Raw genomic sequence first — 23675 nt, 5'->3', positions numbered from 1 at the left:
ACAACTGGAGAATCCCATGTCGCGAAGGCGATACCTGAGTGCCGCCCTGGCCTTGCCCGCTCTTCTGCTGGCCGGGCTGGCCACCGCGCAGCCACTGCCGCCGGAACGCGTGCTGCGGGTGGTGCCGAACGCCGACCTGCAGACGCTGGACCCGATCAACACGACGGCCGGCGTGGTGCAGAGCCACGCCCACATGATCTACGATCAGCTCTTCGGCCGGGACGCGCGGCAGCGCCCGCAGCCGCAGATGGTGGAGCGATGGTCGCTCTCGCCCGATGCGCTGACCTGGCGCTTCACGCTGCGCGACGGGCTGGCCTTCCACGACGGCGCGAAAGTGACCGGCGCGGATGTCGTCGCCTCGCTCCGCCGCTGGGGTGCGCGGGACCCGCATGGGCGGCAGATCCTGGCGGTCACCGAGAGCCTGTCGGCCGACGATGACGGCCGCTCCGTCACCTGGGTGCTGCGGCGGCCCTATGCGCTGATGCTGGACGCACTCTCCAAGCCCAGCGGCAACATGCCGGCGATCATGCCGGCCCGGGTGGCCGCCACCGACCCCTTCACCGCCATCCAGGACACCACCGGCAGCGGCCCCTTCATCTTCGACCGCGCGGCCTGGGTGCCGGGCAGCTCGGTCGTGTACCGCCGCAACGCCGCCTACCAGCCGCGGGCGGAGCCGGCCTCCGGCACCGCCGGCGGCAAGGTGGTGAAGGTGGACCGGGTGGAATGGCTGAACATCGCCAACGCCCAGACCGCCGCCCTGGCCCTGGTGCAGGGCGAGGTCGATTTCGTCGAGACACCGGGCGTCGACTTCCTGCCCCTGCTGCGGCAGCGCGGCGCGCAGGTGCTGCGCATCAACGCGCTGGGCTTCCAGGGCATGCTGCGGATGAACCACCTGCATCCGCCCTTCAACGACGCCCGCGCCCGCCAAGCCCTGCTCTACATGGTGGACCAGGAGGAGATGCTGCAAGGCATGTTCCCGGAACCGGAACTGTACCAGGAGTGCCATGCCTTCTTCGTCTGCGGCTCCCTGCAGGAAACCGATGCCGGCGTGCCGCGTGGCATCGGCCATGACATGGAGCGCGCCCGCGCCCTGATCCGCGAGAGTGGCTATGACGGCCGCCCGATCGTGCTGATGGACCCAACCGACAACCCCTTCATCCACGCCGCCACCCTCGTCCTCGCCCAGCGCCTGCAACAAGCGGGCATGACGGTCGATGTGCAGGTCACCGACTTCGCGACGATGGCGACCCGCCGCGCCATCCGCAAGCCGGCCGCCGAAGGCGGGTGGGATATCGGCCTGACCTTCTGGAACGGCCTCGGCGCGTCCGACCCAGTCGGCAACGTACCGATGCAGGCCAGTTGCGACCGCGCCTGGCCAGGCTGGCCCTGCGACGCCGAGCACCAGGCGCTGATCGACGCCTTCCCCTATGCCACGACGCCGGAAGACCGCAGCCGCACGCTGGAGGCCCTGCAAGTCAGCGCCTATCGCGTCGTGCCCTACGTGCCCTTTGGCCAGTGGTTCCTGCCCGCGGCGCTCAGCCCCCGGCTCTCCGGCGTGCTGGGCATGCCCGGCATCATCATCCTGTGGAACATCCAGAAAACCGCCCGCTGAACCGGAACGGAGCCGGGGCATACCATCCCCGGCCTTCGACTTCCGCTTATGCCGCTGCCGGCCACGCCGCCCCGCCTGCGCTCCGACCGCCCCATTAGTGAGGGCAGGCCGATCTTTAGTCTTGGGCAGGAGAGCCGGGGAAAGAATTCCCCGGGCCCCTTCTTTCGTTTGCGAGTCTTTCGGGCATGGCTGCGGCGTCGTCAGGCCTTATGAGCCAAGGTTACGCCGGAGGCTGATGGCCTGCCTGGGTAATCCACGATCTTGTTCCTAGCTGCGCCCGCCCGCCCCGAAGCCCTCCCGCCCACTGACAGACAAAAGATGGGGCTTCAGGGGAATTCCTTCCCCTGACCTTTCTGCCGCCCAGGTTAAATGCCGATAGGCGTTAGTAGGGCATCACCCGGTCCATCACCTGCTGCCCCCAGCGTGGCCGCAACATGTCGGTGGACGTCCCGCGCCCGCCATAGGAGATGCGGGCCTCGGCGATCTTCTCGGACGCAATGCGGTTGTTCGGTCGGATATCCTCCGGCCGCACCAGGCCGCGCAGCTGCAATTCCCGCAGCTCGTCATTCACCCGGATCTCCTGCGAACCGGCGATCTCCAGGTTGCCGCTGGGCAGCACGCGCACCACGGTCGCCGCCACCTGCAGCCGGATCTTCTCATTCCGGCGCACCCGGCCCTCGCCATTGGTGGTGCTGCCGCCGCCGACGCTCAGCGCCGGGTCCACCGCACCGCCAAAGGCGCGCGACAGATAGCCCTGCAAGCCGAACAGCGCCGGCACCCGCAGGCTCTGCGTGGTATCGCGGTCCAGCTCGGACTTGTTGTCGAACTGCGCGCTGTCGTCGATCTCGATCTCGACCGTCAGCAGATCCCCCACGCCACGCGCCCGCTGGTCGCGAAAGAAGGTGCGGCTGCCTGGCCGCCAGAGCGAGCCGACGGCGGCCGGACCCGTACCCTCCAACCGGGGCCGCGCGGCGACAGCCAGCGGGCTGTCCGCCTCGGTGCCCGAGGGAATGCCGTTCAGCGAGCCTGGCGCCGAGATCGGCGGCGGGCGCTGGATATGGCCCAGGGTGTCGCATCCCGCGAGCCCCAGCAGCAGGCTGGCCACGGCCAGCTTCGGCAGCAGCGTCATCCGCGCGGCCTCCTTCCGTGATATGGCGGGGTTCACGGGCTGCCCTGGATCTCTGCCGTGCCCTCGGCGATGACGCGGGCGCGGACGGTGCGGCCACTACCGGCATTCTGCACCCGGATCTCGCTGCCCATCGCGCCGCTCTCCAGCGCCTTGCCCTGCATCTCCAGCGTCATGCCGGCTTCCTTCCAGAACACCCGAACCGGCTGCGTGGCGCGCACCAGCGCCCGCTCGCCGATATCGCGTGCCGGGATGGCGGCGCCGGAGCGGATGCGCCGCTTCACCTCCTGCCCGACGATGTCCTGCACCGCGTCGATCAACCCGGGATTGTCCCGCCGCGGTTCCGCCGGGTCGATATCCTGCGCCCGCAGCAGGTCGCCCGGCTGCAGGTCGCGCGCCGCGTGCCAGACTTCCCGCGCGGCGGCGGGCGGCACGTGGCAGAGGGAGGCCACCAGCAACGCGGCGCCGATGGGGAGGGTGCGCATCATCTCGGCCTCCCTCACCGCACGTTATTGGCGGTTTGCATCATCTGATCGCTCGCCTCGATCACCTTGGAGTTCATCTCGTAGGCGCGCTGCGCCTGGATCAGCTGCGTGATCTCCTGCACCACATTGACGTTGGAGGCCTCGAGGTAGCTCTGCCGCACCTTGCCGTAGCCTTCGTCGGAAGGCAGGCCACGATTGGGCTGGCCGCTGGCCTCGGTCTCCAGGAACTTGTTGCCGCCAGTCGCCTCCAGCCCCGCCTCGTTGGCGAACAGGTACAGCGCGATGCGACCGGCATTCTGCTGCCGCCCGTTCGCCTCAGTGACGATCACCTCGCCCGCCTGGTTGATGGTGACGTCCTTGGCATCCGTCGGCACGTTGATCGCGGGTTCCAGCGGATAGCCTTCCGTGGTGACGATCTGCCCTTCCGGCGACAGCTTGAAGGAACCGTCGCGTGTGTAGGACACGGTGCCATCCGGCAGGGTGATGCCGAAATAGCCGCGCCCTTCCAGCGCGATGTCGTAGCGGTTGCCGGTCTCGGTCAGCGTGCCCTGCACGGTGATGCGGTTGACGGCGGAATTGCGCGTGCCAAGCCCGATCTGCGTCCCCACCGGCAACACCGTCCCCGCCTCGGAGGAGGAGGAGCCGACCCGCTCGGAGGACTGGTAGATCAGGTCCTGGAACTCCGCCTTGCGACGGGAGAAGGCGGTGGTCGAGACGTTGGCAATGTTATTGGCAATGACTTCGACATTGGTCTGCTGGGCCTGCATGCCGGTAGCGGCGATACTCATGGCGCGCATGGTGGTTTCTCCTTCCTGCTGTTCAGTTCTGGCCTGCTTGTCAGTTCGGGCGCCCCAGCGCCTCGATCATCTTGCGAATCCTGCTGTCATCGTCGGAGACGATGCGCTGCACGCTGTCATAGGCGCGCTGCAGGGCCGTCAGATTGGCAATCTCCGCGATCGGCTGGACGCTGGAGCCTTCCAGCGCCCCCTGCACCACACGGACATCGCGCGCGCCGGGCTCCACCGGGCGCAAATCGGCCTGCGGGATCTCCAGCAGCCCGTCGCCGGCCTTGCGGATGCCGCGCGCATCGCCCACCCGGAACAGGCCGAGCCGGCCGACCTGCTCGGCCCTACCTTCCGTAGTGGCCAGGATGGTGCCGTCCGCCCGGATCTCGACGCTGGAGAAGCGCTCCGGCATCAACAACTTGCCGCCGCCCTCATCCAGCACCGCCCGCCCGGCCGTATCGATCAGGGTGTTGTCGGGCGCGACGCGTAGCCGCCCATCCCGCGTATAGCCGCGGCCACCATTGCCAGGCCGTTCCACCGCCAGGAAGGCATCGCCATCCAGGCCGATATCCAGCGGGTTCCCGGTAGGGGCGATGGCGCCGGGGCGGATATCCACGTAGGTCGCCCGGTCCTGCACAAAGGCCACCTCTCGCCCCGGCACGGCCAGCCGGTTCACATGCGACTGGAACAGGGTCCGGTCGCCGCGATAGGCGGTGGTGTTGGCGTTGGCGATGTTGTTGGCCACCACGTCCAACTGCTGGCGCAATGCCATCTGACCGGACAGGCCGACAAGGCTGGGGCCTTCCATCTCAGGTGCCCCCCACCGGCGGCAGCAATGCCTCGATCTGCCGGCTGCGCTCGATCGCACCGCGCACCCCGGCGACGCCGCTGGCGGGCGGCGGCGCGGTCTCCGTCAGCCGCAGCAGGGCAGCGCTGGCGGTTCCCGTTGCCAGCAGCTCGGCCGGCACACCGGCCCTTTGCTGCGCCAGGGCGGCGGCATTCGCCAGCCGCGCCGTCGCATCGGTGCGCGCATCGGCCGGCAGCCCGGGGTCGCGCAGCACTTCGCCATAGGCCGTGCCAGCGGCACGCCAGGATTGCGCCTGGAACAGTAGCTCGGCCCTGCGGCGCAGATCGGCGGTGTCGCGCATACCGTCCAGTTGCGCCGCCGCTTCCTCGGGGCGGTCCAGCCGCGCCAGCGCTTCTGCCGCGGCACGCCGCGCTGCCTCATCGGCCGGCACGGCGGCCAGCAGCGCCAGGGCCCGGCGCGGGTCGCCCTGCGCGGCGCCAGCTTCGGCCCGGGCCAGCACCAGGGCGGCCTCGGGCGTCCGCGTCGTGGCGGGGCTGATCTGTTGCCCCAGGTCCCGCGCCGCCTCTGCCAGACCCTGGCGCAGCAGCAGCCGCATGGCCGCCAGGCGAATGTCATCGCCACGCTCGCCCGGGGTGGCGTAGCCCTCATACTGCCAGAACAGGGCCAGACGCTCGGCGGGCTCCGGCAGCGGGCGGCCTTCCGGCGTGCCCTCCGCCAGCAGCCGGCGCAGCGCGGTGGCTGCCAGGCGCGCGCCACGGCTCTCGACGCCCGGGCGGGCCGAAGCCTGGCTGGCGCCATCGGCAACGCCCAGCGCCGCGCCCAACGCGCCTTGCTCCAGCAGCCGGTTGGCGTAAGCGATGGCGGCTTCCTCGCCCAGCGCATCGTGCCGGTAGGTGCGCAGGACGTCGTTGATCTGCGTCTCGGCCCGGCGGCCCTCAGCCCCCGGCCGCCCGAGGTTCATCGCAGCCAGCCGGGCCCGCGCGAACATCTCCGGCAGGCTGCGGCCGGCGCCATTCGCCGCCTGCTCCAGATACTGCGTCTCGTCGCCGCGATGGCCTTCCTGCCGCGCCAGACGGGCGTATTGCCAACTGCGCGCGGCGGATTGCTCCGGCGTCAGCCCCGTGGCGGGGCGGACGGCACCCAACAGGATGCGCAGGGTGGCAGGGTCGTTCTCCACCGCATCGGCCAGGCGCTGCGTCAGGGCCAGGCGCAGATCCTGCGGCACGTCCCGCAGCGCCGCCCGTGCACGCGGGGCAAGCCGCGCCAGCGTCGCGCCATCGCCGGAAACGGCGGCGGCCAGGGCCTGCCACAGGGGCAGATCCTCCCGCGCGCAATCGGCCGCCGCCGCCAGCAGGGGCGAGCTCGGCGAGAGCGGCCGGCCCAGCAGCAGCCGCGCCACATCCCGCACCCGGTCCAGCCGTTCCCGCAACGCCCCCGCCGGCGCTTCCGCCTGCGGTGCGCTCAGGATCTCCAGCGTCTCCCGCGCCAGTTCGTGCCCGGCATAGAACTCGGCGAGGTCGGCCAGCTCCGCCGCGCCCTGGTCGGACAAGGCCAGGGCGGCGCGCAACACCGGCAACCGCTCAACGAACGGCGCCTCGCCCTTCCAACCTTGCATGGAGAACGGCGCGCGGCAGGCCGGCATGGCCGGGGTAGGCGCAATTTCGGCCAGGGCCGGAGCAGGGGCGGGCGCGGCGGCGGGCTCCGGCGCTGCCACCGGCGGAACCGTCGCCGCCGGCAGGGTGGGGGAGGGCGCGGACTGCGCGCCATTCAGCACCGCCAGCTTGGCGACCACCGCATCCCGCAACGACGCCAGGTCGTCCCGCGACGGCATCCGCGCCAACTGCGCCGCCACAGGCGCCGCAGTGGCGGGAGCGAGAGGCTGGGAGCCGGGGGAAACCGGCACACGTGAGACCGGCTGGGCTGCCATAGCCTGCGCATCCGTGGCAGGCGCCACCAGTGCGGGCACGCTCGCCACGGCAGGTGCCGCGGCAGCCGCCCGTGCCGCCGGCTGGCCGGGCCGGGCCGCCTGCAACATCGCGGATGCCTGCTCGGGCTTCATCAATCCCAGGCGCACCGCGTCATCCAACAGGCGGCGCTGCGCCGCCTCCAGCGTCGCCGGCGTGCGCGGCGGCTGCGCCGGGCGCAGATCCACATACAACATGCCGTCGAAGGCGCCCGCTTCCGCGTTCTGCTCGCCCTCGGTCCGCAGCACCACCACGGTCTCGCCGTTCTCCTGCCGGCTCTCGATCCCGGCCAGCTCGCTCAGCCGACGCGTCGTCGAAAGGTCCAGCGGGAACTGCCCGCGAAGGCGCAGCTCGTAGCCATTGGATATTTTTCGCATCGTGTAGGCCGGCAGCGAACCCAGATGCAGAACCACCCGTCCCTTGTCGGCATGCTGGCCGGTGCGGACGCGAACCGCCGTGCCCTCGGGCGCCGTCGCCTGGGCGGCGGCTGGGTATGCCAGCAAAGGCCACAGGGCCACGCTGGCCAGCAGCAGGCTGCGGCGCATCGGCATCACTCCCCGCCACCCTCGGCATCGGACTTCATCCGGCCGGCCTCTCGCAGTTGCTCCTCCATCTGGTCGAAGCTGGGCTGCAACTTCGTCGGCACCGACTGCCGCCCCACCTCGACGCAGATCTGCGGCGACAGGTTCTGCAGGTAGCTGGTGATGACGGCACGGGCGACATCCAACATGCGGCGCTCTTCCTCGAAGATGCTCTTCAACCGCGCCGCCATCGGCCCTACCAGGCCGTAGGAGAGGAACACGCCCAGGAAGGTCCCGACCAGCGCCGAACCGATCATACGGCCCAATACCTCAGGACTTTCCGAAATCGCCCCCAGCGCCTTGATGATGCCAAGCACCGCGGCGACGATGCCGAGCGCCGGAAACGCATCCGCCACCGTCTGCAATGCCTTGGCCGGCTTGATGTCCTCGGCCGCGCGCTTCTCGATCGTGGCCTCCATCATCTCGCCGACCAGGTGCGGGTCCTTGTTGTTCAGCGTGATGGTGCGCATCGTGTCGCAGATCAGGCCACTGACCGCCGCGTCCCGCGCGATGCGCGGATAGCGGGAGAAGATCGGCGAGCTGTCCGGCTTCTCGATATGCTTCTCCAGCTTCGCCGCGCCTTCCTTCTGATGCGTGCGCAGCAGCAGATAGAGCAGGCTCAGCATGTCGCTGTAATCGGCCTTCTTCCAGCGCGAGCCTTTGAAGACCTGGCCGAGCGACTTGCCCACCTTCATCATGCCGGCGCCGTCGCTGGAGATCAGCATGGTCATGACGCCCGACCCGCCGATGATGATCATCTCCGGCCCGACGGCGTGGATGATCACGGCCAGATGGCCGCCCGCGATGAGGTAGCCGCCGAAGATGGCGACGAAGACTCCGATTATGCCGGCGATCTGGATCATCGATGAAGGGGCCCTGACTGTGGCGATGCTGCTCGGACCGGAGGGGGCCGATGCGTTCGCTCATATCATTTCGCATCGCGTCGTGCTACACGATTTTTCGCATAACCGCGGAGACCCCCACCATGCCCAACCCGGTCGCCTTGCCGGACCTGCTTCGCCCCCGCGCCGCCCAGGATGGCGCGGCGCAGACGGAAACCCTCGGCCGCTACAATGTCTCCAGCAACGTCACGCGCGCGCTGCGCAGCGCGGCGGAGAGCACGGGCGTCGGCTTCGGCGTGCTCGCCGCCAAGGCGGCCATCGAAAGCGGCTTCCAGGCCAATGCCCAGGCGCCGACCTCCTCCGCGCGCGGCCTGTTCCAGTTCATCGACCAGACCTGGCTGGATACGGTGCGCCAGCACGGCGCGGACCACGGCCTGGCCAACGAAGCCAGCCTCATCACCCGCAGCCCCAGCGGCCGCCTGACGGTCGCCGATGCGGCGGAGCGCAGCCGCATCCTCGCCCTGCGCGACAACCCGGAAATCTCCGCCCGCCTGGGCGCCGAGCATCTCAAGGATGTGTCGGATGCACTGGCACCGGCGCTGGGCCGGCGGCCGGATGTCGGCGAGTTGTATCTCGGCCATTTCCTCGGCACCAACGGCGCCGGCAAGCTGCTGCGCGCGGTAGCCGATGCGCCGAATCGGGCGGCCTCTGACCTGTTGCCGGAAGCCGCGCGCGCCAATGCCAACCTGTTCCGCGGCAGCGACGGCGCGCCGCTTTCCGCCAGCCAGTTTCTGGACAATATCCGTGGCAAGGTCGGCCGGGTCTATGCGCAGCTCGGCCTGGCGGCACCGGTCGGCCCGGTGGATTTCGATGCCGTCGCCACCAACGCCGCGCCCGGCACCGCCATCGCCAGCGCGGAGCCGTTCTGGTGGGGCAGCGGCTCGCCGAGCCGGGTCGCCCAGGCGCCGGAGCGCATGATGACCTCCGCACTCGTAGAGGTGTTCAACCGCATGGGACGGGGGCAGGCGGCGCAGGAAATCGGCGCGGCGGGCGAGCGGACCGAACTGCCCGCCGCCCTGCTCGGCGCCATGCGGCAGGAAGGCGTGCCGGCCAGCGTGAGCGAGGCCCGGCGCGCCTATGCCGGCGGCACGATCTGACGTCGGATCAAGCGGGAGAAGCGGGGAAACGGCGCTGCTTCTCCCGCCGCACGTCGCCGCCGTGGTGGTAACCGGCCACGTAGCACTGCTTCACCGCCGCCAGCAGCAGGCGGGACTGCGGCAGCGGCAGCGTACCGCCGATGCGGTCCTGCCGCATGGTCTCGACGATCCCCACCTCGCCACCGATATCTTCCAGGGTGAAGTCGCGCGGCTGGCCCGCCAGGCCATCACGGCGGCCGAGCGAGGCCGCCTTGGCCATCACGGCTTCGCCCCACAGGGTCAGGTCGGGGGCGGGCAGGGTGGGGGTCATGGTGGCCTCGCTAGCATGGGGGTACGACTCTTCGTCGCAATTCGCACATCTCTCGTCAAACCATTTTTCGCATAATTTTCCAGACCTCCATTCCTTTGCGAAAAATTTGCAATTTGCGCCGAGAGTGAGTTCCGGAAAAACCCTCTCGCGGAGCACTCCCATGCCGCAACGGCGCCAATACGGCCCCAGCATCCTGACCTCCGCCGCCCTGCTCGGCACCGCCGGCGCCGGCGCCATCCTGGCCGGGCTGCCCGGGCAAACCCCCACCGCCCTCGGCCTGATACCGCTGGCGGTGGCCGGTGTCGCCGGCTGGTGGCATCACCGGCGGGATCGCCGCCTCGCCTCCCGGCTGCGGAACCTGCGCCTGGCCATCACCCTGCCGGTGCCACCCGCCGCCATGAACGACCAGCTCCTCTCCTTCCAACTCGCCGGTCTCGGCGAATGGCAGGCCCGACGCGATGGCTGGCAGATCTCCATCCGCCACACGCCGCAGAGCGACCTGCCCTGGCAGCTCTGCATCCAACCCGCCGGGCTGGTCATGACGCCGCGGCCCATCGCCACCGCTGCCTCCATGGATGCCATGCTGCTGCTGGCACGCGGCCTGCTGCCCGGCATGGCCACCAGCGCCGGCGAAGCCGGCCTGCTGGACTGCGACCTGGCCTTCCCCATCACCGGCTTCTCCCGCCAGGGTGGGGATTTCCTGACCGCCCTGGCCGAAGGCGGCTACGCGCTACAGGTGGCCCATGGCTACCTCGCCGTGGCACCCGAGCGCGCTGAGCGCCTGCTCTGCCGCAGCGACGCCATCCCGGCCGAACCGCGCTGACGCACCCGCTGCCGAAGCGGCAATCGCCTTTCCAACCGTGAGGAAGGGGAAGGAAGGTCGGGGAAAGAACTCCCCGAACCCCTTCTTTTTTCTGCGAGTTGGGCGTGGTTTTAGGCGACACGCGTCAGCACGTACAGCAGCGCTGCAGGCAAGTTCCAAAATTCAGGACGATGATGATTGCTGGCCACGGCGCCAGAGAACACGTGTCGCGCAGCCACACGAATGATGAAGCAGGCAGAGCACGCCTCTGCCAACCCAGACCGGCCGCTCCCACAGCGCTCCCAAAAAACCCGAAAATAAAAGATGGGGTCTGGGGAATTCATTCCCCTGCCTTACTGCCCTCGCCAGCAGAATGGAGACGATGGCTCCCCGCCTTCACCGCGACAACCTCAACAAGAAGGGCCAGGCATCCGAGGATCCCTGGCCCCAGCTCTATTGCCGCGACGGTCCTGGCGAAACTCAGCGGCGGAACGCGTCCCGCCGTCCGGCGATTTCCTGCGTCACGGCCAGTGCCGAGTTCGGATCCATGTTGGCCAGGATCGGCCCGGCCTGCCGCTCGGGGATCTTCAGCAGGATGGTGGCGGCGCGTGGTGGCTCCAGCTTGTCCAGCACCTTCGCCGCCTGCTGGGGCCGCATATTGACGTATAGCGAGACGAGGGAGTCGATATCGGCCTCGGCGGCCGAGCCCTCGCGCACCACCAGCCGCTCCACCTCTTCCCGCAACCGCGTCAGCTCGGCGATCTGCGTGCGCGCCAGGCCTTCAGCGGCCTGCACGCGGGCCTCGCGTAGTTCCACCGCGCGCTCCCGACGGTCGATCTCGGATTGGCGGCGGCCGACTTCCAGCAGCAGCCGCCCATCGCCGGGCCGCTCCTCGCCCACCGGATTGCTGCGCACCGGCCCGGCCAGCGTCTCGGATACCCGCGGCAGGGCGACGATGCCCTCCCGCAGCGAGACGGGCCCGGTAGGCAGGGCAGGGGCCGCCGGGGCGGCGACGGCGCTGGGCCAGGACGGCAGCACCTCCGCCAGCCCCACCAGCCGTCCCGGCACCAGGGCCGCGAGCCCCAGTGCCATCAAGGGCAGGCCCACGCGCGGGCCGAGGACACGGCGGCGCCAGTTCGGAGAGGCTTGGATGGTCATGATCGCGATCTCCTCGGCGTCAATCGAGCGTCAGGCGGAACACCCGCCGCTCGGGTACCGGCGGCGCTACGGCCGGGGCAGGGGCCAGCCTCGTGTCGGCCGGCAGCAGTTCGTGGGCCAGCAATTGCTCCACCGCCACCTCGGCCAACCGCTCGGCGTCCAGCGCCGGCACGTCGAGCGTGGACATGTCCAGCGTGCGCAGGTCCAGGGTGGGCATATCCAGCACAGGCATCGGCGCGGGCAGGGCGGCAGGCGCCATGTCCAGCACCGGGCCGGGGCGCCCGGCCAGCCGCGCCGCCAGGCCCAGCGGCTCGGCCAACTCACGCGGCGGAGCGGCGGCGCGGGCATGTTGCAGCTTGCGGTTCTGCCGCAGCGCCTGGTCCAGCCGTGCCGCCACTTCCTCGGCCTGGCGGGATGCGGCGGTCAGTTCCTGCGCCACGCGGCGGCAGGCGGTGATCTTGCCGTCCACCTCGCCAATGCCGTCCTTCACCTTCTGCACGATGCCGCCCGCCGAAGCGTCCAGGCGCTTCGAGGCGGCATCGAGCTGCCCGATCACATCGCCGGCGGAATCGAGCGCGACGCGCAACCGGCCCATCCGCCGGTACAGCATCACGATCCACCCCGATTGCGCGGCCAGCACCGCAAGCGCCGCGGCATCCAGGATCTGTACGAATGTCATGCGGATTCTCCTCAGCCATCCAGGGCGGGCGTGTCGCCCGGCCAGTCCTTTTCGATCACGCACTCCTCCACCCGCAGGACGACGCGATCATCTTTCGCAGCCATCCGCGCGCGGCAGACCAGCAGCCCCTGGCAGAACACGTCCAGCGGCTCATCCTGTCGCCGGTCCAGCTCCACCACGGAGCCAGGCTGCCAGCGCGCCACCTCGGAGAAGGACATCGTCCGCGTCTCGATCACCGCCATCAGGTCGGCGCTCGCGCGCGGCAGTTCCTCGGCCAGGTGGCTGCGCCAGATCGTGTCGCCGCCGACCTTCTTGCCGAGGACTTCCTGGCTCAGCAGGTCGCGCACCGGCTCGATCGACGCATAGGGCAGCAGGAAATCGATATGCCCGCCGCGGCCTTCCATGGTGATCTCGGCGCGGAAGGTCAGTGCGGCGGCAGTCGGCTTGGTGATCAGCGCATAGCCGGGCGTGATCTCGAACCGCTCCAGCCGGAAGGTCGCGGGGCTCACCGCCTCGAAGGCCCGTCCCATATCCTGCGTGAGCAGGCCGACGAACTTCTCGACGAAGGCGCGCTCGATCGGCGTGTAGGGGCGGCCCTCGATTGGCTGCACCGCGTTGCGCCGCCCACCCAGCAGGATGTCGACGATCGAGCCGATCAGCTGCGAATCGAGCGCGGCGAGGCAATAGCCGTCCCACTCCTCGATGCGGATGATGCCGATCATCGCCGGCAGCGTAATGGTGTCCAGGAACGGCCCGACGCGCACCGGGCGCATCCGGTCGATCACGGCATCGGCGTTGTCGGCGGTGAACTTGCGGATGCTGGTGGTCAGCAGGCGGGCCAGGCGGTCCACCACGATGTCCAGCATCGGCAGCTTTTCATAGCGCACCGCGCCGCCGACCAACGCCTCCATGCCGTTGCGGACCATCTCCGGCTCCGCCGTCTCCGGCCCGCCGAACAGGTCGTCGATGTCGCCCTGGCCCATGGCGACGCCGGCGGCGCCCCAATCGGCCATGTCATCCATCGCCGCTTCGCCGGCCGCGTCGCCCACCGGCGGCGGTGCCTCGCCAAACGGCGTTTCCGCGAACGGAGTCTCTTCGGTTCCGCTCATCGCTCAGGCCACCACGAAGCCGGTGATCAGCACGTCGCGCACCCGGCCGCCGCCCAGCAGCAGGTCCAGCCGGCGGTGCAGGTCGCCACGCAGCCTGTCCATGGCCAGGGCGCCCTCCAGCTCGCCATCCCGCAGCGTGCGGAGATACAGCACCAGGCTGTCATAGACGCGCGGGGTCATCAGCTCCGGCGGCGGCTGCGCAGGGTCGCCGTTCACCTCCATCGCCAGCTTCAGCCGCAGCTGGCGTGGGCGGCCGCCATTCGGCAGCGTCAGCGTCATCTCCGGCAGCTCGACGAAGATCGGGCGGGCGGCGGGGGCGGAGAGGGCGTTGGCGGCCTCTTCCTCCGTTGGCTGCCCTCCTGTAATTTTTCGCACAGCGTCCTGCACGCCAGGAACGAACATCCAGGCCGCGCCCCCGCCGCCGCCAACCAGCAGCAGGGCCGCCAGACTGAAGAGGAGAGGGCGGCCCTTTCTCTTCGGGGGTTTCGCAGTGATCTCAGTGGTGGTGGCCGACATGGCGGGGGAACTCCCGGCAAATGCGATTTTTCGCGCGACAAGAGAAGCGGCGGCAGATATAACCCGATGCGCTTTCGCATGCCACGCCAAAAACGCTTATGCGAAATATCGACGGCCAGAACGGGACGACAGGTATCGATGCAGCAGGTAAGCACCCTCCGACCCGGTTTCGACCTGGGCAGCCTGGGCCCGGCCTTCGCCCGGCTGGGCCCGGCGAAACTCGGCGCCCTCGCGGTGGTCGCCTCCGCCGCCCTTCTCGCGGTGTTCCTGGTGGCGCGCGCGCCGCAGGCCACCAACGGCCTGCTCTACGCAGCGCTGGAACCTTCGGAGGCCGGGCGAATCGTCGCCCGCCTGGAAGAACTGAAGATCCCGGTCGAGGCAAGGGGCGACGGCACCGTCATGGTGCCGGCCGACCAGGTGGCCCGGCTGCGGATGCAGATGGCCAGCGAGGGCCTGCCGCGCCAGACCGGCGCCGGTTACGAGCTGCTCGACCAGGCCAACCCGATGCAGATGACCTCATTCATGCAGCGCATCCAGCGGGTGCGGGCGCTGGAGGGGGAACTGGCGCGCACCATCATCACCATGCAGGGCGTCCGTACCGCGCGCGTCCATATCGTGCTGCCGGAGCGTGAGAGTTTTTCGCGTGACGCGCCGCCGCCCACCGCCTCGGTGACGGTGACGACCTCGGCCGGGCAGCGGCTCGGCTCCTCCCAGGCCTCGGCCATCCGTCTGCTGGTCGCCGGCGCGGTGCCGCGGCTGCGGCAGGAGGATGTCTCCGTCGTCGATCCCTCCGGCGTCGTGCTGGCCGCCGATGGCGGCATGGGTGCCGCCGCCGGCCGGATCGGCGAGATGCGCGTGGCACAGGAACATGCGCTGCAAAAGGCGGTGCTGGACCTGCTGGAGCCGATCGTCGGCCGTGGGCGCGTGCGCGCCATCGCCTCCGTCGAGATCGAGGGCGCGCGCACCGTGGCGCGGCAGGAGACCTTCGACCCGATGGGCCAGGTGGAGCGCGGCCGGCAGAGCCAGACCGAGGCCGAGAGCAGCGAGGACGGCCGTGGCCAGCAGCCGGTGACGGTGGGGCAGAACCTGCCGAACCAGCAGGCCGGCAACAGCAACGCCACCCGCAGCGCCACCAGCGCCCAGCGCAACAACGAGACCATCAACTACGAGATCTCCTCGAAGGTCGAGGAAACGACGCGCGAGCCCGGCGCCGTGCGCCGCGTCAGCGTCGCCGTGGTGGTCGATGGCATCACCGCCCCCGACGGCACCGAGCAGGTGCGCCCGAAGGAGGAGCTGGACCGCCTGAGCGCGCTGGTGCGCTCGGCGGTAGGCTTCGACGAACGGCGGGGGGACCGCGTGACGGTCGATACGCTGCGCTTCATCCCGGATGAGGGCGCCGGCAGCCTGGCCTCGGCCGACGCGCAGGGTGGCCTCAATCTCAGCACCACCCAACTCGCTTTGCTGGCCCTGCTGCTGGTGGGCAGCCTGGGAACCGCCGGCCTGCTGATGCGCCGCCGCCGCACCCGTCTGCGCCGCCTGGCCGAGGACCTGGCCGCCGCTGAGGCTGCCGCCGCCGCCGAAGCCGCCATGGCGCTGGACCCGATGGAGGAAGCCATCGCCACCGTCGGCCAGGACATCCAGATCCGCGTCTCCTCGCTGAACGCGCTGAACGAGATCATCGACCAGCGGCCGGAGGAGGCGCTGGCGGTGGTGCGGCACTGGATCCAGGAAGGCGCCCCGGCATGAGGACCAGCTCCCGCCCCTATCTGCCGCCGTCGCTGAACATGCTCCTGGCCGGCGAGGATGGCTCGACCACCTTCCGCCTGCAGGAGGAAGAGCGGATGCGCAACGCCGCCTTTGATGCCGGCCGCCGGCGTGGCCTGGAGGACGGCCTGGCCCAGGGCCGCGCCGAGGGCGCCGCCCAGGCCGAGGCCGCAGCCCATGCGAGGTTGGAGGCCGAGGTGGCGCAACGGGCCAGCCAGGGCGCCACCCTGGCCGCCCAGGCGCTGGACAGCCTGCTCGCCCGCCGTGCCGAGGATCGCCGCATACTGGATGCCGATACCCGCGCCAGCCTGGTCGCGGCGTTGGAGACGGTGGTGCCCACCCTGCTGGCCCGCGCCGCCGGCGCCGAGATCGCCGCCCTGGCGGCCGAGGCGCTGACCGAGCGCGGTGAGGACATCATCCTGCTCACCGCGCATCCCGAGACGCTGGAAGCCATGAGGCAGGAAGGCTTCCCGCAACCGCAGGAGGCGCCGTCCCGGCTGCGCCTGCTGCCCGAACCCACCATGCCACCCGGGAGCGCCGAGGCGTCCTGGGTCAGCGGTGGCCTCGTCCATCGCCCCGATGCCTTGCTGGCACGGGTGCTCGCCATCCTCGACGCCAACCGGGCCACGCCCGCCCCGTCCGAGACCTTGCAGGAGATCGCGCCATGACCGGCGATACCAACGTCACCCCCGGCCACGACAATCCTTTCCTGACCGACCGCAAGCCGCGCATCATGGACATCCCCGTGAATGTGCAGGTTGTGCTGGGCAACAAGCGCCTGCCGATGGCGGCGCTGTTCAATCTCAGCCGCGGCTCCGTCATCGAGTTCGACAAGAAGGTCGGCGAGCCGATCGACCTGCTGGCGAATGAGCGGCTGATCGCGCGCGGCGAGATCCAGATCACCGATGACGGCCGCCTCTCGATCTCGATCACCGAGATCGTCTCCTCGGCCGCCTGACAGCAACTTCACGGAATAGCAGGCAGAATGCCGCGTCTTCGAATCGCCCTGGCGGTGCTCGCATTGTCGTTCGCGGCATCCCCGGCCCTGGCGCAGAGCGTCTCGCTCAACCTGGGGCCGCAGGGGGCCAACGCCGTCGCCAGCGGCGGACAGAGCCTGACGACCAATGTGGTCGGCCTGATCGTCATCACCACGCTGCTGGCCATCGCGCCCGGCATCCTGGTGGTGGCGACGGCCTTCACCCGCATCGTCGTCGTGCTCTCCCTGCTGCGGACGGCGCTGGGCCTGCAGCAATCGCCGCCCAACACCGTCATCGTCAGCCTGGCGCTGTTCCTCTCCGCCTTCGTCATGGCGCCCGTTCTGGAAAAGACCTGGAACGATGCCGGCCGTCCGCTGATCGAGGGCAGCATCACCGAGGAACAGGCCGCCGAGCGCGCCATCCGTCCGTTCCGTGACTTCATGGAACTGAATGTGCGGGAGCGCGAGCTGGCGCTGTTCATCGACATCGCCAAGTGGCAGCCGCCCGGCGGCACGCAGCCCAGCGCCCTCTCCCGTGCCCAGCGCGCCGAAGTCCCGCTGCACATCCTCGCCGCCGCCTTCCTGGTGTCGGAACTGACCAAGGCTTTCCAGATCGGCTTCCTGCTGTTCCTGCCCTTTCTGGCGATCGACATGGCCATCAGCTCCGTCCTGATGGGCATGGGCATGATGATGTTGCCGCCCGTGGTGGTCAGCCTGCCGTTCAAGCTGATCTTCTTCGTGCTGATCGACGGCTGGTCGCTGGTGGCCGGCGCGCTGGTGCGGGGCTTCTCGACATGAGCGGCACGCTGTTGCGCATCCGCCGCCGCCGCCGCCTGGCCGCCGCCTTGCGCTGGGCGGTAGCGCAGGAAGCCCCCCGCCCCAGGGCGGCGCTGGCACCGCTGGAGGAGCGCCTGGACGCCATCGCCGCCAGCCAGGACCGCCCGCCCTCCACCGGCGCCGACCTACCCGAGCGCCTCGCGCGGCTCGACCACGGCGGCGCCATGCCACCGGAAGTGGTGGCGATGCTCGCCGCCATCCTGACACCCCTGCAAACCCTGCTTGCCCGGAGCACCGAACGATGAGAGCCCCCGAGGCGCGCCGCGCCATCCGCCCCGTCGAAGCGAGCAACGCCAAGGCCGACCCTCTCTCCGACGTCGCCGTCCTGTTCATGACGCTCGACGAGGAGCGGATCCAGAACCTGTTCGGCCGGCTGGAGGAGCAGGAAATCCGCCGCGTCAGCCGTGCCATGGCCAATCTCGGCAAGGTCGATATCGACACGGTGGAGCGCGTCATCATGCGCTTCCGCGCCGAGGTCGGCCGCACCGGCAGCGTCATCGGCACCGCCGAGACGACCGAGCGCCTGCTGAAGCGCCTGCTGCCCAACGAGAAGGTCAGCGAGATCATGGACGAGATCCGTGGTCCCGAAGGCAAGACCATGTGGGAAAAGCTGGCGAATATCTCGCCCGAGGTGCTCGCCACCTACCTGCGCACCGAGCTGGCGCAGACCGCCGCCGTCATCCTGGCCAAGCTGCCGGCGATGCACGCGGCGCGCGTGCTGGCGCTGCTGCCCAACACCTCGGTGGACGAGATCGTGCTGCGCATGGTGCGGATGGACAGCATCCAGAAGGGCGTGCTGCAGGATATCGAGCAGACGCTGCAGAAGGAATTCATCACCAATCTCAGCCGCAGCTACGAGCGCGACAGCTCGCAGATCGTCGCCGAGATCATGAACCGCGCCGACAAGGGCCTGGTCGAGCACCTGATGAAACATATCGAGGCGCGCGAGCCGCATGCGGCCAGCCGCATCAAGCGCATCATGTTCACCTTCGACGACCTGATCCGCGTCGACCGCACGACCTTCGCCACCCTGGTAGCCGAATGCCCGGCGGACCGGTTGCAGGTCGCGCTCACCGCCGCCAGCGTGGAGCTGCGCGAGCTGTTCCTCGGCAGCATGTCCGAACGCGCCGCGACCATCATGCGCGACGAGATCGAGAACATGCCCGCCCAGCGCAAGAAGGCCATCGAGGAAGCGCAGACCGACATCATCACCATCGCCAAGCGGCTGGCGGATGAGGGCCGCATCTTCATCCTCGACGAGGATGAGGTCGGCAACAGCGACGCCGCCTGATGCCGGAAGCCGAGCCCATCGACCCGGCCACGCCACCCCGTCACGGCACGGCGGGGTGGGAGGCGGAGGCCGGCTACGCCGCCGCCGCGCGCATCGTCGGGCCGGTGCCCGCGCGCGGCAGCCGGCCGGAGGAGCCACCCGTGCCGGACCCGCCACCCGCCATCACCGGGCTGGAGGCGCTGATGCCGGGCGGCGAGGCCGGCCTGGCTCTGCCGCTGGCCCTGGCCGCGCTGCGCCCCGACATCCGCCGCTGGCTGGGCGACGAGCGGCTGGCGCGCATGGCGGCGGGGGTGGGGTTGGCGGAGAAGGCGCTGCTGGCCCTGCTGGGCGCCGCGCCGCAGCCACCGGCTTCGCTGGGGGAAGCCTCGCTCTGGTCCGGCCAGCGCGTGCCTTTGCGAAATTCAGACGATATGAGCTGGATCGAGTTGTTCTGGCGGCCGGACCGGGACCACCCGGCACAGTCCACGCCGGCGGCGCAGGCCGCCCGCGGTGCCTTCGCCATCCGGCTGGCCCTGCCGGCCACCGGGCGCATCGAGCTGCGCGGACGGCTGGAAGATGCCAGGCTGGATGCGGTGATGGAGACCGCCCAGGCCCTGCCGCGCCCCGTCGCCGCCGAGGTGGCGGAGGCCTTCGATGCCGTGCTGTACCGCCTCAACCTCGCCGGCAGCCTCACCATGAGGCACACGGAACAGGACCGCCGCACTTGAATGCGAAAAATGCTCAGGATAATGTCTTGGCGAGCATGAGATCGGGTTTCCCCACCGCATGAGCACCGACCCCAACAAGCGGCCCATCATCATCAAGAAGCATCATGCGCCGCATGATGACGACCATGGTGGGCAGTGGAAGATCGCCTACGCCGACTTCGTGACGGCGATGATGGCGTTCTTCCTGGTGATGTGGCTGCTGTCCTCCACCACCGAGGCGCAGAAGGACGGCATCGCGCAGTTCTTCAACGCCTCCTCGATCCTCAACATGCCCTCCGGCAACGGGGCGCTGGATGGCGGCCGCTCCATGCTCGTGGCCGGTGATTCCCGCGAGGATTCGCTGACCACCGTCAGCGATGGCGGCCTGCGCGAGGATAGCGAGGGCGGCGAGACGGCGAACCAGGGCGAGGCAGCCCAGGCCGCGTCCGCCGCCGGCCAGTCCAGCGGCCTGCGCGACCCGATCGAGCGCCAGCGCTTCGAGGCGATGAAGGCGGAGATCGAGCGCCAGCTCGGCACCGCCGACGGTGCCTTGCGGGACTTCGCCCAGAACATCCAGGTGGAGATGACGCCAGAAGGCCTGCGGTTGCAGATCTTCGACCGTGACGGCACGCCGATGTTCGCGCCCGGCGGTACGGAACCGACGCCGCGCCTGAACAAGATCCTGCAGGTGCTGGGCAACATCCTGGCCACCGTGCCGAACGCCGTGGTCGTCGCCGGCCATACCGATGCGCAGGCTTTCAACCGCAACAGCTACGGCAACTGGGAGCTGTCCTCGGACCGTGCCAACAGCACCCGCCGGGTGCTGGAGCAGAACGGCGTGCCGCCGGCGCGGATGTACCGGGTCGAGGGCAAGGCCTCGGTCGAGCCGTTGATGCAGGAAGCGCCGAACGATCCGCGCAACCGCCGCATCGCCATTACCGTCATGCGCGCCGATGTGGTGGCCGCCGCCCGCGCGGCACAGGCCACCCGCAGCACCGCGCAGGAACCCCGGCGGTGAAACCGCCAGCCTTCACCGGTCAACCGGCAGAAGCCGGCACCGGTCCCGCCCAAAACGGGCCAGGCTGCCCGCAGCCTGACTGCAAACGGCAGGCCCCGTGCCTGCCATCCCCCAAGACCCATAGCCATAGCAGGGACCGCCGATGACGGCCATCAACGCACTCCGGACCAGCGTCTCGGGCCTCAATGCCCAGGCCACCAAGCTCTCCGGCATCTCCAACAACATCGCCAACAGCTCCACCGTGGGCTACAAGCGGGTTGATACGCAATTCTCCAGCTTGGTGCTGGAAGGTTCCAGCAGCGGCGGCTCCGCCCTCGCCGGTACCGCCGCCACCAACCGCGTGGAGATCAGCTCGGTCGGCCAGGTGCAAAAGACCGGCATCGACACCGATGTCGCCGTCAATGGCAACGGCTTCCTGGTGGTGAACGAGACCGCGGGCAGCAGCGGCAAGTACCTGGCCACCCGCGCCGGCTCCTTCCGCCCGGACGCCAATGGCAACCTGGTCAATGCCGCCGGCTACTACCTGCAGGGCGTCAAGCTCGGCGCCGACGGCCAGCCGGTCGGCACTGCGGGCGACAACAACGTGGACAGCCTGACCACGGTGAACGTCAACAATATCAGCGTCGCCTCCGCCCCCACCACGGAGATGACCTTCTGGGCCAACCTGCCCAGCGGCCAGACCGCCTATGCCTCGCCGCCACCGGACCAGGACAGCTTCATCAGCAGCGTGGATTACTATGATGCGCTGGGCGGCACCCAGACGCTGACCTACCGCTTCGTGCCGATGGTGCCGGACAACGCCTCCGCCACCAACAGCAACACCTGGACCGTCGAGATCTTCGACAGCGCCACGGACAAGGGCGTGGCCGCGCCGGTCAACCCGGGCAAGGAAGCGACCAGCCCGGACCGCCTGGTCGGCCGTATCGCGATGGAGTTCTGGAGCACCGGCCCGAATGCCGGCACTATCAAGTCCATCACCGATGCCTCGGGCAAGTTCGTCACCGGCGCCCCGGTGGATGCCACGGCGAAGGTGCCGGACCCCGCCGTCTATGGCCGGGACGGCGACGCCAACGGCACGCCGGATGTCGTCGCAGGCATCGGTTCCTACGACAGGACCTATGGCACGCTGACCCTCTCCCTCGGCAACGGCACCGCCAGCCTGCCGATCAAGATGGGCAACCTCGACAGCTTCGAGGGCGTGACGCAGCTCAGCGGCAACTATGTCGCCACCAAGATCGAGAAGAACGGCTCCTCCTTCGGCCTGCTGGAGCGCGTGTCGATCGAGGATGACGGCAAGGTCATCGCCACCTTCTCCAACGGCCAGTCCCGGCCGATCTACCAGTTGAAGCTGGCGGTGTTCCCGAATGCGGACGGGCTGAACCCGGTCAGCGGCGATGCCTACGAGATGTCCCGCGCCGCCGGCGCCCCGCGCCTGCTGACGGCGGGCGAGGGCTCGGCCGGCACCACCTCGGGCGGTGCGCTGGAAGCCTCCAACGTCGATATCGGCACGGAGCTGACCAACCTGATCGAGACGCAGCGCGCCTACAGCTCCAACGCCTCGGTCGTCCGCACGGCCGACCAGATGTTGGAAGAGGCTACCAACCTGAAGCGCTGAGCCGGTGAGGCGGGGCCGCCGAGGCGCGCCCCGCAAGCTGCGAAACACGATCACCGGGCGAGAGAAAAAGCGGAATCTGAATCATGTCCATCCAAGGCGCCATGCTCAACGCGCTCAGCTCACTCGCGGCGGAACAGCGGGCGGCGGCGCTCATCTCCAACAACGTCGCCAATGCCCAGACGCCGGGCTATGTGCGGCGGGACCTGCCGCGCAGCGAGAACCTGGTGGCCGGCACCGGTGCCGGCGTCGCAACCGGCGTCACGCAGCGGGCGGGCGATGCCGTGCTGGCCGCGGCCTCGCGCGGCGCCGATGGGGCCGAGGCCTATGCGGACCGCATGCAGGCGCTGCTGGAGGCCTATACCAGCGCCATCGGCCAGCCGGCGGATGAGCGCTCGCTCTCCTCCCTCATGGGTTCGCTGAAGGATGCGCTGACCACGCTGTCTTCAGCACCCAACAACGCGGTCGCGCAGAGCCAGGCGCTCTCGGCCGCGCAGGACCTGGTGGCCGGCTTCCACGATATGGACGCCGCCGTCTCCAACATCCGCACCCAGGCGGATCTCGGCGTCGCGCAGGACGTGAAGTCGGTCAACACGGCGCTCGACAGCCTGAAGGAGGTCGAGCAGAAGCTGGCCCAGGCCTCGGCACGCGGTGCCTCCACCGCCGAGTACGAGGACCAGCGCGAGAGCATCCTGGCCGGCCTGTCGCAGACGCTGCCGCTGCGCATCTACGACAACGGCCCCGGCAAGCTGCTGGTGATGACCGATGGCGGCACGACGCTGTTCGACAGCGGCACGGTGCACAAGCTGGTCTTCACCCATGTGCCGGAGATCCCGTCCGATGTCCGGCATGGCGGCAGCACGCCGTACACCGATGGCCTGTCCGACGTCACGGTCGATGGCCGCGTCATCCGTATCTCGGACAGTGGCAGCATCGCCGCCGGGCTGAAGATGCGCGACGAGACCATGCCCCGCTTCGCCGATATGCTGGACCAGGTCGCCGGCCGCGTGGCCGAGAGCTTCCAGAAGGGCGACCTCTCCGTCACCGGCAACCAGGCCGGCCTGTTCACCCGGGATGGCGCCGCGACCTTCGATGCCACCCAGCCCTTCGTCGGCATGGCGCGCACCATCGGCATCAATGCCAGGGTCGACCCCGACGCCGGCGGCGACATCTGGCGCATGCGGGATGGCATGAGGGCGACGGTGGAGGGCAACGCCTCCGACAATACCGGCATCCTGTCCTGGCTGGATGCGATGGACAAGAACCGTGGCTACGACACCAGCACCGGCCTGCCGGGTTCGATGAGCCTGTCCCAGGCCACCGCCCAGGCCATCGGCCTGATGCAGGGCGAGCGCGCGACCTGGACGGACCGCGCCACCACCCGCTCCAGCATCGCGCTGCAGGCCCGCGCCGACCTCACCAACAAGACGGCGGTGAACGTGGACGAGGAGCTGACCCGGTTGATGATGGTGCAGCAGACCTACTCCGCCTCCGTGCAGATCATCCAGGCCGCGTCGAAGATGCTCGAGGAACTGGGCACCATCCGTTGAAGGAGAG

Annotated in this window: 24 protein-coding genes; 13 read left to right on the top strand and 11 right to left on the bottom strand. The window is 69.7% G+C overall.

From position 1 onward, the window contains the following. Positions 1-16 precede the first annotated feature (16 nt). A complete protein-coding gene (locus IBL26_RS13100) occupies positions 17-1612 on the top strand; it encodes an ABC transporter substrate-binding protein (RefSeq protein ID WP_187784939.1) in 1596 nt (531 codons plus the stop codon). A 382-nt stretch (positions 1613-1994) separates the two neighbouring features. Here the strand turns inward: IBL26_RS13100 and IBL26_RS13095 are convergent, their stop codons facing one another. Genes IBL26_RS13095 through motA form a run of 6 tightly spaced genes read right to left on the bottom strand, consistent with a single transcriptional unit; the run spans position 1995 to position 8224 of the window. After that, entirely contained in the window at positions 1995-2741 is a 747-nt protein-coding gene (locus IBL26_RS13095) for a flagellar basal body L-ring protein FlgH (RefSeq protein WP_187784938.1), read from the bottom strand. A 32-nt stretch (positions 2742-2773) separates the two neighbouring features. Further along, positions 2774-3226 carry a flagellar basal body P-ring formation chaperone FlgA gene (gene flgA, locus IBL26_RS13090; RefSeq protein WP_187784937.1) on the bottom strand — a complete coding sequence of 151 codons (453 nt, stop codon included), beginning with the start codon at positions 3224-3226 and terminating at the stop codon, positions 2774-2776. 11 nt (positions 3227-3237) lie between these two features. Further along, complete coding sequence (flgG, locus tag IBL26_RS13085; protein ID WP_187784936.1) at positions 3238-4020, bottom strand: flagellar basal-body rod protein FlgG; 783 nt, start codon at positions 4018-4020, stop codon at positions 3238-3240. Between the two features lie 40 nt (positions 4021-4060). Next, positions 4061-4816, bottom strand: coding sequence for a flagellar hook basal-body protein (locus tag IBL26_RS13080; protein WP_187784935.1), 756 nt, complete (start codon positions 4814-4816; stop codon positions 4061-4063). A 1-nt stretch (position 4817) separates the two neighbouring features. Then, positions 4818-7331: a hypothetical protein gene (locus IBL26_RS13075; RefSeq protein WP_187784934.1), complete on the bottom strand. Its 2514-nt coding sequence runs from the start codon at positions 7329-7331 to the stop codon at positions 4818-4820. Further along, on the bottom strand, positions 7331-8224 hold the full coding sequence (gene motA, locus IBL26_RS13070) for a flagellar motor stator protein MotA (protein WP_187784933.1): 894 nt from the start codon (positions 8222-8224) through the stop codon (positions 7331-7333). Before motA ends, IBL26_RS13075 begins: the two co-directional genes overlap by 1 nt. A 122-nt stretch (positions 8225-8346) precedes the next feature. Between motA and IBL26_RS13065 the strand changes: the two genes are divergently transcribed. Then, positions 8347-9360, top strand: a complete 1014-nt coding sequence (locus IBL26_RS13065; protein WP_187784932.1) for a lysozyme family protein — start codon at positions 8347-8349, stop codon at positions 9358-9360. A 7-nt stretch (positions 9361-9367) separates the two neighbouring features. Here the strand turns inward: IBL26_RS13065 and IBL26_RS13060 are convergent, their stop codons facing one another. Then, the gene (locus tag IBL26_RS13060; protein ID WP_187784931.1) at positions 9368-9670 is read right to left on the bottom strand and encodes a hypothetical protein; all 303 of its coding nucleotides are present in this window, start codon (positions 9668-9670) and stop codon (positions 9368-9370) included. 160 nt (positions 9671-9830) lie between these two features. On the opposite strand from IBL26_RS13060, the gene IBL26_RS13055 reads away from it, so the two are divergent. Beyond that, positions 9831-10493: a hypothetical protein gene (locus tag IBL26_RS13055; protein WP_187784930.1), complete on the top strand. Its 663-nt coding sequence runs from the start codon at positions 9831-9833 to the stop codon at positions 10491-10493. A gap of 459 nt (positions 10494-10952) precedes the next feature. Here the strand turns inward: IBL26_RS13055 and IBL26_RS13050 are convergent, their stop codons facing one another. From IBL26_RS13050 to IBL26_RS13035, 4 genes are read right to left on the bottom strand one after another with little or no spacing between them, the layout of a single operon-like run. Beyond that, entirely contained in the window at positions 10953-11630 is a 678-nt protein-coding gene (locus IBL26_RS13050) for a MotE family protein (RefSeq protein WP_187784929.1), read from the bottom strand. Positions 11631-11649: 19 nt separating this feature from the next. After that, positions 11650-12309 carry a hypothetical protein gene (locus IBL26_RS13045; RefSeq protein ID WP_187784928.1) on the bottom strand — a complete coding sequence of 220 codons (660 nt, stop codon included), beginning with the start codon at positions 12307-12309 and terminating at the stop codon, positions 11650-11652. Positions 12310-12320: 11 nt separating this feature from the next. After that, on the bottom strand, positions 12321-13418 hold the full coding sequence (locus IBL26_RS13040) for a FliM/FliN family flagellar motor switch protein (RefSeq protein WP_241749333.1): 1098 nt from the start codon (positions 13416-13418) through the stop codon (positions 12321-12323). 3 nt (positions 13419-13421) lie between these two features. Continuing rightward, the gene (locus IBL26_RS13035) at positions 13422-13820 is read right to left on the bottom strand and encodes a flagellar basal body-associated FliL family protein (RefSeq protein WP_241749332.1); all 399 of its coding nucleotides are present in this window, start codon (positions 13818-13820) and stop codon (positions 13422-13424) included. 252 nt (positions 13821-14072) lie between these two features. Here IBL26_RS13035 and fliF point away from each other — a divergent pair, with 252 nt between their 5' ends. From fliF to flgK, 10 genes are all read left to right on the top strand, one after another. After that, entirely contained in the window at positions 14073-15680 is a 1608-nt protein-coding gene (fliF, locus tag IBL26_RS13030; protein WP_187784926.1) for a flagellar basal-body MS-ring/collar protein FliF, read from the top strand. Continuing rightward, on the top strand, positions 15677-16366 hold the full coding sequence (locus IBL26_RS13025) for a FliH/SctL family protein (RefSeq protein WP_187784925.1): 690 nt from the start codon (positions 15677-15679) through the stop codon (positions 16364-16366). Before fliF ends, IBL26_RS13025 begins: the two co-directional genes overlap by 4 nt. Further along, positions 16363-16656, top strand: a complete 294-nt coding sequence (locus tag IBL26_RS13020; protein ID WP_187784924.1) for a FliM/FliN family flagellar motor switch protein — start codon at positions 16363-16365, stop codon at positions 16654-16656. The genes IBL26_RS13025 and IBL26_RS13020 overlap by 4 nt, the downstream gene beginning before the upstream one ends. A 27-nt stretch (positions 16657-16683) precedes the next feature. Continuing rightward, positions 16684-17472, top strand: a complete 789-nt coding sequence (fliP, locus tag IBL26_RS13015; RefSeq protein ID WP_187784923.1) for a flagellar type III secretion system pore protein FliP — start codon at positions 16684-16686, stop codon at positions 17470-17472. Next, positions 17469-17756 carry a hypothetical protein gene (locus tag IBL26_RS13010; protein WP_187784922.1) on the top strand — a complete coding sequence of 96 codons (288 nt, stop codon included), beginning with the start codon at positions 17469-17471 and terminating at the stop codon, positions 17754-17756. Before fliP ends, IBL26_RS13010 begins: the two co-directional genes overlap by 4 nt. Continuing rightward, positions 17753-18802 carry a flagellar motor switch protein FliG gene (locus IBL26_RS13005; RefSeq protein ID WP_187784921.1) on the top strand — a complete coding sequence of 350 codons (1050 nt, stop codon included), beginning with the start codon at positions 17753-17755 and terminating at the stop codon, positions 18800-18802. Before IBL26_RS13010 ends, IBL26_RS13005 begins: the two co-directional genes overlap by 4 nt. Continuing rightward, entirely contained in the window at positions 18802-19509 is a 708-nt protein-coding gene (locus IBL26_RS13000) for a hypothetical protein (protein ID WP_187784920.1), read from the top strand. The genes IBL26_RS13005 and IBL26_RS13000 overlap by 1 nt, the downstream gene beginning before the upstream one ends. Positions 19510-19567: 58 nt before the next feature. Then, the gene (locus tag IBL26_RS12995) at positions 19568-20506 is read left to right on the top strand and encodes a flagellar motor protein MotB (RefSeq protein ID WP_187784919.1); all 939 of its coding nucleotides are present in this window, start codon (positions 19568-19570) and stop codon (positions 20504-20506) included. 142 nt (positions 20507-20648) lie between these two features. Next, a complete protein-coding gene (locus tag IBL26_RS12990; RefSeq protein WP_187784918.1) occupies positions 20649-22121 on the top strand; it encodes a flagellar hook protein FlgE in 1473 nt (490 codons plus the stop codon). An 83-nt stretch (positions 22122-22204) separates the two neighbouring features. Beyond that, positions 22205-23668 carry a flagellar hook-associated protein FlgK gene (gene flgK / locus IBL26_RS12985; protein ID WP_187784917.1) on the top strand — a complete coding sequence of 488 codons (1464 nt, stop codon included), beginning with the start codon at positions 22205-22207 and terminating at the stop codon, positions 23666-23668. The last annotated feature ends 7 nt before the right edge of the window (positions 23669-23675 follow it).

Origin of the sequence: Teichococcus aerophilus (assembly GCF_014490485.1) — a bacterium.
Classification (GTDB): domain Bacteria; phylum Pseudomonadota; class Alphaproteobacteria; order Acetobacterales; family Acetobacteraceae; genus Pseudoroseomonas; species Pseudoroseomonas aerophila.
Note: the sequence above shows the minus strand (reverse complement) of the source record. Positions and strands in the feature narration are given on the sequence as shown.

Coding starts and splice junctions, on each gene's coding strand:
- IBL26_RS13100 (WP_187784939.1), top strand. CDS start 17: ATGTCGCGAAGGCGATACCTGAGTGCCGCCCTGGCCTTGCCCGCTCTT.
- IBL26_RS13095 (WP_187784938.1), bottom strand. CDS start 2,741: ATGACGCTGCTGCCGAAGCTGGCCGTGGCCAGCCTGCTGCTGGGGCTC.
- flgA (WP_187784937.1), bottom strand. CDS start 3,226: ATGATGCGCACCCTCCCCATCGGCGCCGCGTTGCTGGTGGCCTCCCTC.
- flgG (WP_187784936.1), bottom strand. CDS start 4,020: ATGCGCGCCATGAGTATCGCCGCTACCGGCATGCAGGCCCAGCAGACC.
- IBL26_RS13080 (WP_187784935.1), bottom strand. CDS start 4,816: ATGGAAGGCCCCAGCCTTGTCGGCCTGTCCGGTCAGATGGCATTGCGC.
- IBL26_RS13075 (WP_187784934.1), bottom strand. CDS start 7,331: ATGCCGATGCGCCGCAGCCTGCTGCTGGCCAGCGTGGCCCTGTGGCCT.
- motA (WP_187784933.1), bottom strand. CDS start 8,224: ATGATCCAGATCGCCGGCATAATCGGAGTCTTCGTCGCCATCTTCGGC.
- IBL26_RS13065 (WP_187784932.1), top strand. CDS start 8,347: ATGCCCAACCCGGTCGCCTTGCCGGACCTGCTTCGCCCCCGCGCCGCC.
- IBL26_RS13060 (WP_187784931.1), bottom strand. CDS start 9,670: ATGACCCCCACCCTGCCCGCCCCCGACCTGACCCTGTGGGGCGAAGCC.
- IBL26_RS13055 (WP_187784930.1), top strand. CDS start 9,831: ATGCCGCAACGGCGCCAATACGGCCCCAGCATCCTGACCTCCGCCGCC.
- IBL26_RS13050 (WP_187784929.1), bottom strand. CDS start 11,630: ATGACCATCCAAGCCTCTCCGAACTGGCGCCGCCGTGTCCTCGGCCCG.
- IBL26_RS13045 (WP_187784928.1), bottom strand. CDS start 12,309: ATGACATTCGTACAGATCCTGGATGCCGCGGCGCTTGCGGTGCTGGCC.
- IBL26_RS13040 (WP_241749333.1), bottom strand. CDS start 13,418: ATGAGCGGAACCGAAGAGACTCCGTTCGCGGAAACGCCGTTTGGCGAG.
- IBL26_RS13035 (WP_241749332.1), bottom strand. CDS start 13,820: ATGTTCGTTCCTGGCGTGCAGGACGCTGTGCGAAAAATTACAGGAGGG.
- fliF (WP_187784926.1), top strand. CDS start 14,073: ATGCAGCAGGTAAGCACCCTCCGACCCGGTTTCGACCTGGGCAGCCTG.
- IBL26_RS13025 (WP_187784925.1), top strand. CDS start 15,677: ATGAGGACCAGCTCCCGCCCCTATCTGCCGCCGTCGCTGAACATGCTC.
- IBL26_RS13020 (WP_187784924.1), top strand. CDS start 16,363: ATGACCGGCGATACCAACGTCACCCCCGGCCACGACAATCCTTTCCTG.
- fliP (WP_187784923.1), top strand. CDS start 16,684: ATGCCGCGTCTTCGAATCGCCCTGGCGGTGCTCGCATTGTCGTTCGCG.
- IBL26_RS13010 (WP_187784922.1), top strand. CDS start 17,469: ATGAGCGGCACGCTGTTGCGCATCCGCCGCCGCCGCCGCCTGGCCGCC.
- IBL26_RS13005 (WP_187784921.1), top strand. CDS start 17,753: ATGAGAGCCCCCGAGGCGCGCCGCGCCATCCGCCCCGTCGAAGCGAGC.
- IBL26_RS13000 (WP_187784920.1), top strand. CDS start 18,802: ATGCCGGAAGCCGAGCCCATCGACCCGGCCACGCCACCCCGTCACGGC.
- IBL26_RS12995 (WP_187784919.1), top strand. CDS start 19,568: ATGAGCACCGACCCCAACAAGCGGCCCATCATCATCAAGAAGCATCAT.
- IBL26_RS12990 (WP_187784918.1), top strand. CDS start 20,649: ATGACGGCCATCAACGCACTCCGGACCAGCGTCTCGGGCCTCAATGCC.
- flgK (WP_187784917.1), top strand. CDS start 22,205: ATGTCCATCCAAGGCGCCATGCTCAACGCGCTCAGCTCACTCGCGGCG.